At 36.2% G+C, this 17,513-nt stretch carries 11 protein-coding genes, 2 pseudogenes and 1 riboswitch; of the genes and pseudogenes, 8 read left to right on the top strand and 5 right to left on the bottom strand.

Features of this window, described 5'->3' with window-relative positions; genetic code table 11:
- The gene (locus ACFX5U_RS19410; protein WP_400261791.1) at positions 1-3,372 is read right to left on the bottom strand and encodes a UvrD-helicase domain-containing protein; all 3,372 of its coding nucleotides are present in this window, start codon (positions 3,370-3,372) and stop codon (positions 1-3) included.
- 317 nt (positions 3,373-3,689) lie between these two features.
- Here ACFX5U_RS19410 and ACFX5U_RS19405 point away from each other — a divergent pair, with 317 nt between their 5' ends.
- The 5 genes from ACFX5U_RS19405 (at position 3,690) to ACFX5U_RS19385 (ending at position 9,351) form a co-directional block, all read left to right on the top strand.
- Entirely contained in the window at positions 3,690-4,211 is a 522-nt protein-coding gene (locus ACFX5U_RS19405; protein ID WP_038701165.1) for a 30S ribosomal protein S16, read from the top strand.
- A 134-nt stretch (positions 4,212-4,345) separates the two neighbouring features.
- Positions 4,346-4,873: a ribosome maturation factor RimM gene (gene rimM / locus ACFX5U_RS19400; RefSeq protein WP_038701163.1), complete on the top strand. Its 528-nt coding sequence runs from the start codon at positions 4,346-4,348 to the stop codon at positions 4,871-4,873.
- A 158-nt stretch (positions 4,874-5,031) separates the two neighbouring features.
- Positions 5,032-5,137, top strand: a riboswitch (SAM riboswitch).
- A 60-nt stretch (positions 5,138-5,197) separates the two neighbouring features.
- Positions 5,198-6,154, top strand: a complete 957-nt coding sequence (gene metF, locus ACFX5U_RS19395; protein WP_038701161.1) for a methylenetetrahydrofolate reductase [NAD(P)H] — start codon at positions 5,198-5,200, stop codon at positions 6,152-6,154.
- A gap of 181 nt (positions 6,155-6,335) precedes the next feature.
- Positions 6,336-7,388 carry a protein O-mannosyl-transferase family gene (locus tag ACFX5U_RS19390; RefSeq protein ID WP_400261790.1) on the top strand — a complete coding sequence of 351 codons (1,053 nt, stop codon included), beginning with the start codon at positions 6,336-6,338 and terminating at the stop codon, positions 7,386-7,388.
- Positions 7,351-9,351: a hypothetical protein gene (locus ACFX5U_RS19385; RefSeq protein ID WP_400261789.1), complete on the top strand. Its 2,001-nt coding sequence runs from the start codon at positions 7,351-7,353 to the stop codon at positions 9,349-9,351. The genes ACFX5U_RS19390 and ACFX5U_RS19385 overlap by 38 nt, the downstream gene beginning before the upstream one ends.
- 39 nt (positions 9,352-9,390) lie before the next feature.
- Here the strand turns inward: ACFX5U_RS19385 and ACFX5U_RS19380 are convergent.
- From ACFX5U_RS19380 to ACFX5U_RS19365, 4 genes and pseudogenes are all read right to left on the bottom strand, one after another.
- A pseudogene (locus tag ACFX5U_RS19380) lies at positions 9,391-11,062 on the bottom strand (glutamine--tRNA ligase/YqeY domain fusion protein).
- A 173-nt stretch (positions 11,063-11,235) separates the two neighbouring features.
- On the bottom strand, positions 11,236-11,880 hold the full coding sequence (locus ACFX5U_RS19375) for a carbonic anhydrase (RefSeq protein ID WP_038703063.1): 645 nt from the start codon (positions 11,878-11,880) through the stop codon (positions 11,236-11,238).
- Positions 11,881-11,974: 94 nt separating this feature from the next.
- Positions 11,975-13,514: pseudogene (locus ACFX5U_RS19370) on the bottom strand (SulP family inorganic anion transporter).
- A gap of 95 nt (positions 13,515-13,609) precedes the next feature.
- The gene (locus ACFX5U_RS19365) at positions 13,610-13,879 is read right to left on the bottom strand and encodes a hypothetical protein (RefSeq protein ID WP_038703061.1); all 270 of its coding nucleotides are present in this window, start codon (positions 13,877-13,879) and stop codon (positions 13,610-13,612) included.
- A 286-nt stretch (positions 13,880-14,165) separates the two neighbouring features.
- On the opposite strand from ACFX5U_RS19365, the gene ACFX5U_RS19360 reads away from it, so the two are divergent.
- From ACFX5U_RS19360 to ACFX5U_RS19350, 3 genes are all read left to right on the top strand, one after another.
- On the top strand, positions 14,166-15,707 hold the full coding sequence (locus ACFX5U_RS19360; RefSeq protein WP_400261788.1) for a helicase HerA-like domain-containing protein: 1,542 nt from the start codon (positions 14,166-14,168) through the stop codon (positions 15,705-15,707).
- Positions 15,708-15,762: 55 nt separating this feature from the next.
- A complete protein-coding gene (locus ACFX5U_RS19355; protein ID WP_038701153.1) occupies positions 15,763-16,674 on the top strand; it encodes a sugar phosphate nucleotidyltransferase in 912 nt (303 codons plus the stop codon).
- A gap of 104 nt (positions 16,675-16,778) precedes the next feature.
- Complete coding sequence (locus tag ACFX5U_RS19350) at positions 16,779-17,459, top strand: TIGR02117 family protein (RefSeq protein ID WP_400261787.1); 681 nt, start codon at positions 16,779-16,781, stop codon at positions 17,457-17,459.
- The last annotated feature ends 54 nt before the right edge of the window (positions 17,460-17,513 follow it).

The following is a 17,513-nucleotide window of genomic DNA, read 5'->3' as shown; positions in this document are numbered from 1 at the left end:
TTAATTTTTTGCTTGTATTATAACCTCTACTAAATCATTTGATTTGGCGTAAAATAAAAATCCTTTTACATTTTTATAACCCAATTCTTCCAGTGTTTTGACATATTGTTTCACTTGTTTTTGATGTGAAAAGGCTTCGCTCTGCGTAAACTTAAAGTCGAGCACGATGGTTTCCTTTTCACTAGTAAAAACTTTATCCGGACGTAGTGTTTCACCTTTAGCGGTAATGATGGCCGATTCGCTCCAAATTTTGAAATCACCCGTTAACCACGTATTGATTTGTAGATGTTGCCATATTTGGTTGACTTCATGGAGAATGGCAGATTTTTCTGTTGGCGTGAAAATTCCTTCAGAAATGTATTGATTGATGATGGTCTCAATTTCTTCTTCAGTAGTAATAATGGACATGATTTCATGGGCCATGACGCCATATTGCGAGGCTTTGTCTAATAATAAGATACTATTGATAGTCCGCTGAGAAGATTTATCAAAAGCTTTATCCAGCTCCTTTGAAATTGGATATTGTTGTAACGCTATCTTTCCGACTTCAATTTTATCGCTTTTCTCTCGAGAGATAATATGGTCTAAATGCAATTCGTTATCCATGAGGGCAAAATCACTCTTATTATCACCTAATACTTGGTAGACAATATCACTGATTAAGTCATTTTTTACATCCATTCCCATGATTTCTCCTGTTTTTTTGTCAACAAGTTGTTTGAAAGCAGGTGCTGATATATAAATATGTTGTATCGCTCGGGTGGTGGCTACATAAAATGTATTCAATGCATCCATATAATTGAAGACCATCTCTTCATAATATTTTTGATAAAGAGTCGATTGTCCTAGAGCTGAAGAGTACTTGATAGGAGCTTTGCCAATTGCTTCGAGTGCTGTCCCTGCAGTATCTATCCAAAAATTTCCATTGATCATACCGTCTAATGTCCAACTGCAGAATGGAATCATCACGACATCATAAGCTAATCCTTTCGATTTATGTACTGTGGTCACTTCAATAGCATCTACCTTACCCGAAGACGGGAGTACGGCTTTTATACCGTCTTCATCCCAGAAAGTTAAGAATTGATTGATACCGCGCTCACCATTTACGGAGAAATTAGTAATCATATCCTTGAATGCTAGAATATAAGGTAAGTGTGGATTGTGTAATGAGGTCAATCCATAGACCGCTATAAGTTTTTCAACCAAATGGACTAAGGGAAGTTTCTGCCAGTTTTCCCAGTTTTCAATTAATTCGCTTGGAAGTTCTTCTTGTAAGGTTAGAATATCATTTTCCTTAAATTTAAGCCAAATTTCAGCATCGAAATTTTTGCCATTTTGAATAATATGATAAAGGTGAGTAAGCTTTGCTTTATATAGAATGTGTTTGTCTGTACTGAAAACAAAGGCTTTTAATGTCTCGATTAATAATTGTATTCCTTCATTCGCCTCCAGCGCCAATGCGTCGCCAGAGATGACTTCGAATTGCAATTGTTTTTCATTTCTATAATTCATTAATTCATGAATAATCAAACGAGCATGTTTGTTTGATCGCACAAGGATTCCAATTTGATTGGCTTGATATCTGCCCGATGTTATCCATTCTTCAATTTGCTGACATAGGGAAGCCACGGCCTGATTTTCTACTTGTGAATTTCTTCTCACATTGTTTTCTACTTCTAGATATTTGATCGTGATGGACCCTTTCTGTGCTTGGTCTAGGACTTTTGCTTCTGGAACTTTTTGGGAAGCACCTTCATACGCTTTGATAATCATGTGGTCATATCCCATTTCCTCCCACCATGTTTGCCCTTCATCATCGAGATTATCGGCGATATGCTCATTTAATAACTTTTGGATATGGTTCGGGACAGTCTCAAAAAGGTAATTATTGAAATGTATGATATTCGGAAGGCTTCTGTAGTTCACATCCAATGAACCACTTTCGATTATTTCCTGTAGGTCCTGTTTATTTGTAATATGAAAGGCATTTGCCACTTGTTTCTCCGCCTGTTCCAGTAAAATACGCCAATCGCCGTTTCTCCAACGGTAAATGCTCTGTTTTACATCGCCAACAATTAAATGTTCGGATAGTTCCCCTGAAGCATTTCCAAGCGCGTTGATTAAGAGTGGGCTATAATTTTTCCATTGGATACGAGACGTATCTTGAAACTCGTCGAATAGGAAGTATTGATAGCGATTCCCAATTTTTTCCCAAATGAAGGTAGGATCTCCATGTTGATCTAGACCAAGCTTGTTCAGTTGTATCTGTGCATCCGAAATTAATTGTGCATTGTTTTCTTTTCGCCATTGTGCCAGCAGATCACTCATCTCTTTCAAAAGACGTAGGTAGTAAAAATTCTTTTGGAATGCTTCGTAAGTGATGTAGGTGCTAAATTTATCCTGTAATATTTTAAAGTTTTTTAAAATTGGTAAAATTGCTTGTTGCAGGGAGTAGTTGACTTCTTTTTTACCATCTAAAAATGCATCTTCCTTATCTATCAGGTCAACATATTTAAGGATGAATTTTTGGAGTTCAGTTGTACTTTGTTTGAATACATTGACCGTTGAATTGGAAAGTGAGTATATCGGATTTCTACTTTTTCCTTTCAATTCTGCGACATCGATATTTAAGGATTTAAATGTTGTTGTAAAATTTTTAACTTCTTCACGCAGTGCTTCTAAGAATACTTTAGTGAAGGTTTCTATTTCTTTATTTAATGTATTGAACACTTTATCCGAATCCTGAGATAGGAGGTGTTTGTCAAACTCTTTAAAGTTTTCTGAGAATATTTCATTCGCCAAACTCGTTAATTCACGGCGATAGTTCCAATTTTCATTGTTTGAGATTTTCTTTTCAGCATATTCGATAATCCATTCCAATAGATCAGGTCGTTTATCCAAGAGTTGATTTAACATCACGGTGAGGTCTTGCCTTACCTTACTCGTATTCATCTCTATTTTATATGCTGCATCCAAATTGAGTTCATAAGTAAAGCTTCTAATCACTTTTTGTGAAAAACCATCAATGGTACTGATGGTGAAGTGGCTATAGTCATGCAATATTTTACGGTAGACACGGTAAGCTTTTTCCTGAATCAGATCAGTATTCCAATGAGAAAATTGATTCAAGAGCAAGCGTCTATAATCATCGATCTTTCTGGCCTGATCCCCTTGCGCTAATCCTTTTAGAACAGACAGGATTCTTTCTTTCATCTCGGCTGTCGCCTTGTTTGTGAAAGTGACTGCTAATATTTCGCGATAACTGTTTTCTTTTGAAAGTAATAAAGTTAAATAGTGGACGGTTAAGCTGAATGTTTTGCCTGATCCAGCTGAGGCTTTTAATATTTTTAGTGGCGCTATCGATGACATGAATTCAATTTGATTTGGAAGGATGAAAATACGCTTATTAATTTGAATAGACAAAATTGTCTATGCGTTTGACGCTGTAAGAGATGAAGTAAAATTACGAATAAATTCCTTTTGAAAATTCCTTGATTGCTGTATAGATAAAGATGTTGTCGTGAGGATAGTATTAGATTGCGTTCTTGGCGATTCCATCATCTTTCTTATTTTGTGGGAGTTGCCCTTTCTTTTTGTCTTTTTACTTTCAATAATCCTTTGTATCTTTGCGTCCCCTCTTGCATGTAGCTCGGGGGATATGTTGAATACATAAATAACAAGAAAACATGGCAACTAAAATCAGATTGCAAAGACATGGTAAAAAAGGACGTCCTTTTTACCACTTAGTAGTAGCAGATGCACGCGCACCACGTGATGGTAAATTCATTGAACGTATTGGTTCTTACAACCCAAACACAAACCCAGCGACTATCGTTTTGGATTTTGAAAAAGCTTTGGATTGGATGAATAAAGGTGCTCAACCTACTGACACAGCTCGTACTATCCTTTCGGATAAAGGTGTTTTATACAAAAAACACTTAAATGGTGGTGTTAAAAAAGGTGCATTTGATGAAGCTGCTGCAGATGCTAAATTTGTTGCTTGGACTGAAGCTAATGATGCTAGAATCTCTGGTAAAAAAGATGGTTTAGCAACTACTAAAGCTGAAGCTAAGAAAATTGCATTAGCTGCTGAAGCTAAGAAAAAAGAAGCAATGGCTGCTGCAATTGCTGCTAAAAACGCTCCAGTTGTAGAGGAAACTCCTGCAGAAGAAACTGAAGCTCCAGCTGCAGAAGAAACTGAAGGATAATTTTTCTTTCATACAGTATCAAGAAAGCCGGTTTCACTATGAGCCGGCTTTTTTTTTCAAGAATGTAGTTTCTACTCCTATACATACTGCAATTTTGCAGATATATATTTAAATTTGCCCTTTCAAATAAGAACATGACCATAGAAGAAAGTTTTTACATCGGTTATATTAGTAAAACTCGCGGACTAAAAGGAGAGCTTCAGCTTTTTTTTGAATTTGAAGATTACCAAGATTTGGACTTTGATGTCCTATTTGCCGAAGTCAATAAAAAATTAGTACCTTACTTTGTAGACAATATCAAGTATCAAGCAAATAGTACAGCATACTTGAACTTAGAAGACGTCGATCATATCGATAAGGCACAACCTTTAGTCCGTAAAAAAATATACCTTCCTAATGATAAAATGCCTGAGCGAGATCCTGATGATTTTAGATATACAGACTTAATCGGGTATATAGTCATTGATGAGACGCATGGTGAGCTTGGCAAAATAACACATGTGCAGGAAATGCCTCAGCAATTTATAGCAACAGTCGATTTCAATGGGAAAGAGCTCATGTTTCCATTAAATGATGATTTAATGTTGGGCATTGATTCTGAAGGCCAAGTTTTAGAGGTAGATCTACCTGAAGGATTAGTCGAATTGTATAAAGAGATTTAAGTATTCGGATTAAATAATAAAACAAAAAAGTTATTGCATGAAAATGTAATAACTTTTTTGTTTTATTAGGCATCCGTTGAAATTAGTATTTATTGCCTTATTTAATACAAGCTATTAATATTATTTTGATTATCAATTTCTATTACCGATATTAGCGATGCTTATAGAGAAAGGCAGAGGGAATAGACCCAATGAAGCCTTAGCAACCTGTTATTTTATAAGGTGCTACATTCTACCCCAACTCAGAGATGGGAAAGATAAGTTGAAACAAGTCTACTTGTGCATTTCGATGTAAGCCAACCAAATCACTTTTAAAAAAAATTAATGAAAATCGTTGATCATATCAGTAATGCCAAAGGAAAAACTTTATTTTCTTTTGAATTGTTGCCCCCAGCTAAGGGTCAAGGTATCCAAAGTATTTTTAAAACAATGGACTCACTTATGGAATTCAAGCCTCCCTTTATCGATGTGACTTATCATAGAGAGGACTATATGTATAAGAAGCATGAAAGCGGTTTGCTAGAGCGTGTTGCTTATCGGAAACGTCCAGGGACAGTCGCTATCTGTGCAGCTATTATGAACAAGTATAAAGTGGATGCTGTTCCACATCTTATCTGTGGTGGTTTTACGAAAGAAGAGACAGAGAATGCTTTGATTGATTTGAACTTCTTAGGGATTGATAATGTGTTGGTTTTACGTGGAGATGCCAGAAAAGGTGATGCTGACTTTATTCCTACTGAAGGTGGCCATGCATTTGCTACGGACCTCTTAAAGCAGGTAGATGACATGAACAGAGGTCAATATTTACACGAGGATATTGTAAATTCTGAGAAAACAGATTTCTGTATCGGTGTTGCAGGTTATCCAGAGAAACATTTTGAGGCTCCCAATTTTAATACCGACTTCAAATGGTTGAAAAAGAAGGTCGAGATGGGTGCCGAATTTATCGTTACGCAAATGTTTTTCAATGTAGAAAAATATAAAGAATTTGTCAATAAGTGTAGAGAAAATGATATTCATGTACCTATTATACCAGGGTTAAAGCCTTTGACGACAAAAAAGCAGCTGATTACGTTACCGAAAATTTTTCATTTAGATATTCCAGAAGTATTGAGTGAAGCGGTATCAGGGTGTAAAAATAATGCCGATGTAAGGCAAGTCGGAGAGGAGTGGTTGGTACAACAGTGTAAAGAGTTAATTGACTTCGGAGCCCCAGTTTTGCATTTTTATACCATGAGTAATCCTGGTCCTACTCGGAGTATTGTTGAGAAGTTATTCTAAAGAAAAGTAAATATTAAAAAGAAACCTGCTGCACTTCAGATGTAGTAGGCTCTTTTTTTGTGCGCTGTATTTTTTGTTAAAAAAGGTTAATCCATATCATATGAAATCTCCTTTTATTATATTTAACTCAAAATCAAAGTGCGAATTGATTTATCGCAGGACTAATTAAACCTTTAAACCGATGAACTATACGAAAGTGAACAATATGTTAGGCTGGCTATGTGCTATCATGGCAACAGTAGTTTTTATTTTGACAGCCGAAAGAACAACAAGTTGGTGGGACACAGGCGAATTTATTGCCTCAGCTTATAAACTTCAGATTGTTCATCAGCCAGGTGCACCCTTATTTCTTATGTTGCAGAATATATTTTCAAATTTCGCTTTAGGTAATGTATCTCAGGTTGCTTTTTGGATGAATGTAGGGTCGGCTGTCTGTAGTGGTTTAACAGTGTTGTTCTTATTTTGGACCATTACAGCTTTAGCTAAAAAAATCACATATTCCGATAATCGCCCACTTGATAGAAACCAGCTTATTAAAATAATGGGGGCAGGTGTGGTTGGGTCTTTAGCCTATAGTTTCTCCGATACATTTTGGTACTCAGCAGTAGAATCCGAAGTCTATGCTATGTCTTCCTTATGTACAGCAGCGGTGTTTTGGTCCATTCTGAAGTGGGAGGTAAGAGCCAATAAACCGCAAGCAGATCGTTGGCTTATTGTTATTGCTTACATCATTGGACTTTCAATTGGGGTTCATCTATTGAACTTATTGGTTATTCCAGCTATAGCACTCATTATTTATTTTAAGAAAACCGAAAGGACGACTTTCTGGGGGATTAGTAAAGCGATGTTGATTGGATTCGGAGTTCTAGCTCTTATTCTCTGGGGAGTAATCCAATACCTCATTAAGTTTGCCGCCAAATTCGATTTATTCTTTGTCAACACCCTTGGATTAGGATTTGGTTCGGGGATACTGGTTTTTGTGGTATTGATTATAGGAACATTAATTTATGGTATCCATTACTCCATAAAAAAGGGGAAAGCAGCGTTGAATACAGCAATTCTGGCAACTTGTTTTATTTTATTGGGTTATAGCTCTTTCACCATGGTTTTGATTCGGGCCAATGCCAATCCCTCGTTAAACAATAATGATCCCGAAAATATCTTTTCTTTTTTAGGTTATTTGAGTCGAGAACAGTATGAATCAGAAACCGTTAATAAAGGGCCCATACTTTGATGCTAACCCAACAGGTGTGAATGAACGTATTGATTATAGAAAAGACAGTCATCAATACGCAGCAATAAAAAGATCTTCAAGCTATCAATTTGATCGAGAGACCATTTTTCCAAGGATTTATAGTCAAAAACCATATCATCAATATTTTTATAAAGGATATTTAGGCATTGAAGAAGGAAGACAAGCAAATTTTGCTGATAATTTAAAATTCTTTTTTAATTATCAGATTGGGCATATGTATGCGCGATATTTTCTTTGGAACTTTGTCGGGCGGCAAAATGATCAACAAGGGAACGGATCATTAGCAGAAGGAAACTGGTTGTCGGGTATTCAAGCGATTGATAATTTGTACTTAGGGGGACAATCTAAATTATCGGATGAAATGATTCATAATCCCTCTCGGAATACCTATTTCTTCCTCCCCTTATTAATAGGGATCATGGGAGCCTTATGGCATTTTAAACGGAATATGAAAGATGCAGCTGTCGTTGGTTTGTTATTTGTTTTTACAGGCTTGGCTATTGTTATTTATCTAAATCAATCCCCTTTGCAACCACGTGAACGAGATTATGCCTATGCAGGATCATTTTATGCCTTCACCATATGGATTGGTTTGGGGGTGTTTGCTATTTCGGAATTTCTCAAAAAATATATAAACGAAAGAAATGCAACGCTGATGGCAACATCATTATGTCTTATTGCCGGTCCCTTGATACTTATTAATCAAAATTGGGATGATCATAATCGATCGGAGAAATCATTGGCAAGAGATGTCGCAAAAAATTATTTGGAAACCTGCGCCCCCAATGCTATTCTATTTACTTATGGCGATCATGATACTTTTCCACTATGGTATTTACAGGAAGTAGAAGGTGTACGACGAGATGTGAGAATAGTAGTGATTAGTTATTTGACTTCCGATTGGTATTTCCGCCAAGTGAAAAGTGGAACTTATCAAGCCGCAGGACTACCTATAACCATTCCGAATGAAAAGGTTGCTAAAGGAATTCGTGAATCTTTGCCTTTCCATGACCTGAATTTGGCGGGTTCTACAGATATTAAATTATTGTTGGATTTTTTATTATCCGATAGTAATGAGAATAAACTTCAAATGCGAGATGGGCAATATGAAAACTTCTTGCCAACAAAGCATTTTAAACTTGCTGTCAATAAAGTTGATGTCATTCAAAACCATGTCGTACCCAAAGAATGGGAAAGTGAAATAGCAAATCATCTGGAGTGGACTTTTAATAATGATTACGTGACACGGGCAGACTTAGGCTTAATGTCTGTTCTTGTCAATAATAATTGGCAAAGACCAATTTATTTTTCCGCTATGGTCCCAAGTGAAAATTTGATGGGATTGGATAAATATATGGTAAATGAAGGGTTTGCCAATCGTTTGATGCCCATAGAAGCAAAACTTGCTGAAGGTGAATCCTTAATAAATGTGGATAATCTGTATAAGAATATTGTTGAAAAATATGCTTGGGGAAATATTCATCAAGCTACTTATATCGATACAGACACCTTTCGTTTTGCCGGCATGTATGCAGAGGAAATTTTCGGAAAAGCAGCAAGAACACTACTTGCACAAGGGAAAACGGAAAAAGCTCGACAAGTAGCTATAAAAGCATTTAACCAATTACCGCAACGATTATATAGTATGTCTGATGTGACGAGCTATGCCGATGTTATTGATACACTTTATAAGACAGGAGAGACAAAATTTGCTAATCAGCTAGTTGATCGTAATATGAAGTTTTTAAGCGAGCATATGGACTATTATCAACAGCTGGCCATAGATAAGCCAGATGCGGGTTTGGAAGTTCGCAATATAAAAACAGCTATTGACTCTGTCGATTTATACGAAAGAATACTTGCAGGTACAAGAGAAAAAGAACGTTATACCTATGTGGCTGATCTGGGGCGAAAGTACAAGAAGATGTATCTCGGAGAGTGATAGATAATAAAAAGGGGAAGCATTTGCTTCCCCTTTTTATTACTGTCCTTTTTTTACTTCTTTTGCCCAAGAATCTTTTAATCCAACCGTACGGTTGAAAACTAGATGATCTGGGGTAGATGTCGTATCTAAAGTGAAATATCCTAATCGAATAAATTGATAACCTTTACCTGGTATTGCATTTAATAGATCAGGTTCTATAAAAGCTTTACTGATTTTTAAGCTATCAGGGTTAATTGATTCTTTGAAATTTTCTGCAGCAGTAGGGTTTTCATCGTTAAATAAACGATCATATAATCTAATTTCTGTTTCTTTAGCGTGAGGTACAGAAACCCAATGAATCGTTCCTTTCACCTTCATTCCTGACGTATCTTCGCCAGATTTTGAATTTGATATATACGTACAATGTATTTCTGTAACTTGACCATTTTCATCTTTAACAAAGTCATGGCATGTAACGATATACGCATTTTTTAAACGAACTGAAAGACCTGGGCCTAAACGGAAAAATTTCTTAGGAGCATCTTCCATAAAGTCATCACGCTCGATCCATAACTCGTTTGAAAAAGGAATCACGCGCGAACCTTCACCACCTTCTACCTCTGGATTGTTTTCACCATGTAGATCTTCGGTATAGTCTGATGGAAGATTGGTGATCACCAATTTAATAGGATCTAATACTGCCATTCTTCTCCATGCCGTTTTATTCAAGTCCTCACGAATACAGAATTCTAAAAGACTGACGTCAATCATGTTTTCGCGTTTAGCGACACCAATTTTATCACAGAATGTACGGATACTCGCTGGCGTGTAACCTCTTCGACGTAAACCTGAAATAGTAGGCATACGTGGGTCATCCCAGCTTTCTACAAATTTATCATTTACGAGTTGTAGAAGCTTACGCTTACTCATAACTGTGTAGGTCATGTTTAAACGAGCAAATTCATATTGTTTAGATGGAAAAATTTCTAACTTCTCAATACACCAATCATATAAAGCACGATGTGGAATAAACTCTAAAGTACAAATGGAATGTGTAATTTTCTCAATAGAATCCGATTGTCCATGTGCAAAATCATACATGGGGTAGATACACCATTTGTCACCTGTGCGATGGTGGTGCGCATGTTTGATGCGGTACAATAACGGATCTCTTAAATGCATATTTGGATTTGCAAGGTCTATTTTGGCACGCAATACTTTCTCACCATCTTGGTATTTACCATCTTTCATTTCTTGGAAGAGAACCAAGTTCTCCTCAATACTACGACTGCGGTTAGGTGTTGGCACTCCAGGTTTCAGTTGGTGTACCTTTAGCTGCAGCAATTTCTTCTGCTGTGCTATCATCAACATAAGCTAAATCTTTTTTGATTAAATCAACTGCATATTGATATAGCGTGTCAAAGTAGTCGGAAGTATATAATTCCTGAGCCCATGAAAAACCAAGCCATTGAATGTCTTTTTTGATGCTGTCAACGTACTCTGTATCTTCTGTAACAGGGTTTGTATCGTCGAAACGTAAGTTTGTCTGGCCATTATATTTTTGTCCTAAACCAAAGTTTAAGCAAATTGATTTGGCATGACCAATGTGAAGATAGCCATTTGGCTCGGGAGGGAAACGCGTTAATACACGTCCATCATGTGTCCCGTTACGAAGATCCTCTTCGATAATTTCTTCAATAAAATTTAATGATTTCTCCTCGTTTATCATAATACAAAGTTAAGTATTACTTCGAATTATCCGTAGTAGTAATTACATTTTAAAGCAACATCCCTTAAAGTAAGAGTTAGTTTATACATTATGCAGAGTTAGAAGCAGCAATAGTAATGTAGGAGAGGGATTTGGGTTGGCGAAAAGGGTCGGTTAGCCGACCCTTTTGTTTGCTATTTATAGGCAAATACCTGACCTAATGCTTCATTATTAGTGAAGGTTGTATCCAAATCTTCCAGTTGTCCAGTAGCAATGTTAATGACCATACCATGGATAGCCAAAGGCTGTCCCGACTTCCATGCATTTTGCACGATTGAAGTTGTACAAAGGTTGAATACTTGTTCAATAACATTAAGTTCAACCAAGCGGTCTTCTTTTTGTTCTTTGTCTTCAATGGCATCAATTTCTGCAGCATGCAAACGGTAAACATCTTTAATATGGCACAACCAGTTATCAATTACACCATATTGGTTACGACTCAAGGAAGCTGCCACCCCACCACAACCATAGTGACCTGCAACAATGACATGTTTTACTTTTAATACAGATACTGCATAATCCAGAACACTTAACATATTCATATCGGAGTGCACACAGACATTCGCTATATTACGATGTACAAAAACTTCTCCAGGTTTAGTACCTGTTATTTCGTTTGCAGGAACACGGCTGTCTGCACAACCAATCCATAAGATTTCTGGATTCTGCCCTTTTGATAATTGTTGAAAGCGACCCGATTCATCTTGTTTAACAAAGTCCATCCATTCCCGATTTCCTTGCAAAATTCTTTCAAATCCTAATTCTAAATCTTTTTCCATTTTTATATCTTTTGGCACAGCTCATTCTTGATTGAGCTGTATATTGTATCCTTAATAGAGATACAAATCTCGTTAATTAATTGTTTTAATTTTATTATTTTTTCTTGTATTCAACATCCATTAATTCAATGCGTTTTCCTTTTGTCAAGGCATTTTGTTCGAAATCTTTAATGACTTCAATGACATCCTTGTCAATGAATTTACTTCCTGTACCATTAATAACAATAAGGCCAACAGATTTTGGAAGACTATAAAGCTTTTGTTGTATCGGAGCTTTATTTAAGAAAGAAACCTCTTCTGCTAATGTAATGACTGCTTTATCATAATCGTTATGCTTAACGATATCAAATTTGAAAGCATTTTGCATATTGGCCTTTAGGATATAAAAAGTAGCAACAACAATACCGATTCCAACACCCATTAATAAGTCTGTAAATACAATTGCTGTAATCGTTGCAATGAATGGAATGAATTGGTCAAGACCTTTTTTATACATACTAGTAAATAACACTGGTTTTGCTAATTTGTATCCTGTTTGCAGTAAAATTGCAGCTAAGCATGATAGGGGAATAAAATTTAAGACAGTAGGGATAACCAATATGGCCAACAATAGCCAAACACCATGAAGTAAGGCAGATTGTCTAGTTTCTGCCACCTGCATTAACATTGGCAGAAGAGCGTACAATAACAGAAGTCATAGGTAAGCCACCTAACAGACCACTTGTTATATTACCCACGCCTTGTGCAATAAGTTCCCGGTTGGTAGGAGTATTTCTTTTGAAAGGATCAATCTTATCAACCGCTTCTATACTAAGCAATGTTTCTAAACTCGCAATTATTGCGATAGTGAAAGCGATAATCCATACCTCTTTATTGATAATCTGCGAAAAATCTGGATGTGTAAAGAGCCCAGTAAACTCAGCAAATGAATTGACGATAGGTATTAAAACAAATTGGGACTCTGCTAATTGAAAGCGCGTTCCATTAAATACATAAGCTAAGCCTATTCCTAAAGCAACAACTATTAAAGGAGCGGGTATGCTTTTTAGCTTAGGTATTTTTGGCCAATATATTAATACGGCTAATGATAACATGCAGATGATAAATGCCCCTAACCCAATTGAAGACACTAAGGTGTCTGTAAATGCACCTACTCCATGTCCATTATCAAATTCAAATGCATGAGCCTCTATCATGCCAAGTGCTAAAGGAATTTGCTTTAATATAATGGTGATACCAATTGCAGCAAGCATACCTACAATTACAGATGAAGGGAAATAGTTTCCTATTATTCCAGCCTTTACTATACCCAGAACCAATTGGATAACACCAGCCAGAAGTACGGCAAGTAAAAACGTTTCATAAGCTCCTAGGCTCTGAATAGCACCTAAAACAATCACTGTCAGTCCAGCTGCAGGTCCGCTGACACTTAAAGGCGATTTACTGATAGAAGAGACGACTATTCCGCCAATCACTCCTGTTAACAATCCTGCAAACAATGGCGCACCAGAGGCCATTGCAATACCTAAACATAGTGGCAATGCTACCAAGAACACCACAACACTAGCAGGTACATCATATTTTAAGTCTCTTTTCGATAGTTTTAGAAAAGCAGACATACGAGTTCCAAACATTAGTTTTTGTCTAAAATTTTATCTGAATATTTTCAATATTTTACTTTAATCAGACCTGAGTAAAGTTGAAGCCGTGCGAAGGCACAGAAGGGAAACTAGCAGTTAGGAGGCGGCGTAGGAACAGAAGGGTGGAAAGCGCGAATACTTTTTTCGTTTTTTAAGTAATGCTTTTGTTTTCCATGATTGTCAGTAATGATCGCCCAGAAATAAGTGTCTTCAACTTTTGAATTAAAGAATTTTGAACCGGTTTCACTATGATCACTATGCGCGCCATTGTTGTTTTCAATTTCTAATTGGAGCACAATTTGAAGAATGGTATGTTGATCTATCAAAGAAGAAAATAGGGGTGTAATCGATATGCTCATCTTTATGAAAAAGATTAAAGCACATAATATCGCCGCTATATTTCTAAGTTTTTTATTAAACATCTTTTTTCAAACTGTTTCTGTTCCCTTTTTTAGAGTATGTAAAAATACATTTTTCATGTTAAAAAATTATAAACTAATCTAAAAATAATCTCTTGCTGACAAAAAAATTACAAAGACTCAATATTTCGTTCTATCTTTAATCTAAGAAATATAACCTGTAAAAGGTGATGATAGTAAAGTAAGTAAAGGTTGTTTTCAGTTTTTAAAATTAGCATTTAATGTAATGGAAGATAAAGCACAATTTATTGAAAAGGTGAAAACATCCTATAGTCCCAAAGGCGCTTATATTTATTTGGGTGCAGGCATCTTGGATGGAAATATTCTATCAGAAGCTAAAGTTAATTTGGCCTTAAAGATGATGAATCGTCATGGTTTGATTGCAGGAGCAACAGGTACAGGAAAAACGCGTACATTACAATTAATTGCAGAGCAACTATCAGATGCAGGTGTGCCTGTCTTTATGTTGGATGTAAAAGGTGATCTATCTGGACTGGCAGTAGAGGGACAGACCAATCAAGCGTTAATTGATCGTGGAAATGCTGTTGGTGTTCCCTTTCAACCGGCAAGTTTTCCTATTGAATTGTTTTCCTTAACAGGGAAAAGAGGAACCACTATGCGGATAAAAGTGTCTGATGTTGGTCCAATTTTATTAGCCCGTATTTTGGAACTAAATGATACACAGACCGGTGTATTAGCTGCAATCTTTAAATATGCACAAGATCATGATATGCCTTTAGTCGACCTGAATGATGTCAAAAAATTATTAAGCTACCTTGCTGATGGTCCAGGGAGTGATGAAATTAAAGATGATTATGGTAAAATTAGTACAGCAAGTTCAGGAACAATCTTACGCAAAATTGTAGCCATAGAGCAACAAGGGGTAGCACATATATTCGGTGAGAAAGAATTTGATATACAAGATTTATTTCGAAAGGTGGACGGCAAAGGAGTAATAAGTTTATTGAACATTTCAGATGTTCAGGATCAACCCGTTCTGTTTTCAACCTTTTTGTTAAGTATTTTAGCACAATTGTTTAAAAATCTTCCTGAAGTAGGCGATTTAGATAAACCAAAATTGGTCTTTTTCTTTGATGAGGCCCATTTGCTGTTTAAAGATGCTTCAAAAGCATTTATGACGCAAGTAGAACAAATTGTAAGATTGATACGGTCAAAAGGTATAGGCGTCTTCTTTTGTACCCAATCACCGACAGATATTCCAGAATCTGTATTAGCACAATTGGGAAATCGTGTTCAACATGCATTACGTGCTTTTACGCCTAATGATGCTGAGAATTTAAGAAAGACCGTAAAAACTTATCCAAAGTCCGACTTTTATGCCATTGATCAAGTGCTAACATCATTAGGGACAGGGCAAGCATTGATTACTGTACTGAATGATAAAGGAATTCCTACTGAAGTTGTGGCTACACATCTTGTACCAGCTCGTGCAGTGATGGGGCCAGCGGATGCCAGCACATTTGATCAGCTTGTGTTGCAATCTGATCTGCACGCTAAATACCAAGAACGAGAAGAGAATCGTTCAGCGGCTGAGATTGTAGATGAGAAAATGAAGGATGCAGCTACGGAACAGGAACAACTAAATCGAACAAAAGAGGATGCTAAAGCTTCTAAGCGTGTTTCTACCAGGCAAACGCCACTTGAAGCTGCTCAAAAGACCGCTACAACAACCTTGGCAAGAGAGGGTGTAAAATTGTTAAGTAAACTAGCAAGTGGTTTGTTAACAGCTTTCTTTAAGAAAAAGTAATCTAATATTTATATATTTGCATAAATTTAAACTAGAAACGACCTAGAAATTGAATATGAGTAAACCAACTTTATTAATTTTGGCAGCAGGGATGGCTAGCCGTTACGGATCATTGAAACAGATTGATGCTTTTGGGCCTCACGGCGAAACTATTATCGATTATTCTATCTATGATGCTATTAATGCTGGATTTGGCAAGGTAGTATTTATTATTCGTGAAGAATTTTTAGATAAAATGAAAGAAGTTTTTGATGAAAAGTTGAAAGGGAAAATTGAGGTAGATTATGCATTCCAAGATTTTGATTTGAAGAAATTTGGTATTGACCGTGAAATAGAACGTGCAAAACCTTGGGGTACTGCTCATGCAGTTATGAGTGCAAAGAACCAAATTGATGGACCTTTTTGTGTTATTAACGCTGATGATTTCTATGGTACAGATTCTTACCAAAAGATGGCTCAATTTTTAACTACTGAGGTGTCAGATCAGCAAATGGCATTGATGGGATTCCAAGTTGGAAATACATTATCAGATTATGGATATGTATCAAGAGGTGTTTGTGAAGTAAGCGCATCTGGACATATGAATAGCGTTACGGAGCGTACAAAAATCTATTATAAAGAAATTGAAGGCGAGAAGAAAATTGTCTTCGAAGAGGGAGATGTTATTACTGAATTAGATCCGCTTAGTCGTGTTTCTATGAACTTCTGGGGTTTTACACCAAAAGTATTTGATGTAGCTGAAGAAATGTTCAAGGATTTCGTCGAAAATAATGCTGAAGATCCTAAATCTGAATTTTTTATACCATCTGTAGCCGATCATATCGTACAAACAAAACAAGCAGAATTTAAGGTTATTCCAACATCATCAAAATGGTTTGGTGTTACCTATAAAGAAGATAAAGAAATAGTCAAGGCTTCTATCTTAAAGCTTATCGCTGAAGGTGCGTATCCTGAGAAGTTATATTAATACATAATGGTATTATTTTTTAAACCCGTAACAAATGTTACGGGTTTTTTTTATGTTTGAATATTAGAACGTTATTTTGTTCTAAATCCAAGTCCATTATAAATATGAAAAAAGCATTTCAAGTGGTGTTATATATTATTATCGCAATAATTGCAACCATTTTTATTTATTGGTTGTCAGAGCATGTCTTATCAAGAATAAGCGCACATCGAGACGAGTCTGCCTTGTCAAAAGACATTACCGTGTATATCATGTCCAATGGTGTGCATACAGATCTGGTGCTTCCAGTGAAAAATGATCAGATGGATTGGTCTATTTTATTTCCATTAAGTAATAATAAGGGAACAGATACAACATATAGTTATATAGGAATTGGGTGGGGAGATAAGGGTTTTTATCTAAACACACCAGAATGGAAAGATTTAAAGGCTTCTACTGCATTTGTAGCTGCTACAGGGATTGGAGAGACGGCGCTTCATATTACCTATCATAAATCTGTCGTGGAGAGTGAACTGTGTTATAAGTATATGATTGATACTGTGCAATATCAAAGCCTCATTGATTTTGTGAAATCGTCCGTAGAATATGATGCTCAAAATAAGCCAATTGTAATCAATACAAATGCTCAGTATAGTGATTCAGATGCTTTTTATGAAGCTAAAGGGTCATATAGTATGTTTTACTCCTGTAATACATGGACAAACACAGCCTTAAAAAAAGCGAATATGCCGGCAGGTATTTGGGCGACCTTAGATAAGGGGATATTGAGTCATTATAAGAAGTAATAAAGATTGGAGGGGCGATATACTTGTATGCGTTAGGGTAGATAAATGCTACTA

Source organism: Sphingobacterium sp. SG20118 (assembly GCF_044740685.1).
GTDB lineage: Bacteria > Bacteroidota > Bacteroidia > Sphingobacteriales > Sphingobacteriaceae > Sphingobacterium.
This window is presented reverse-complemented; position numbering and strand designations above follow the sequence as displayed.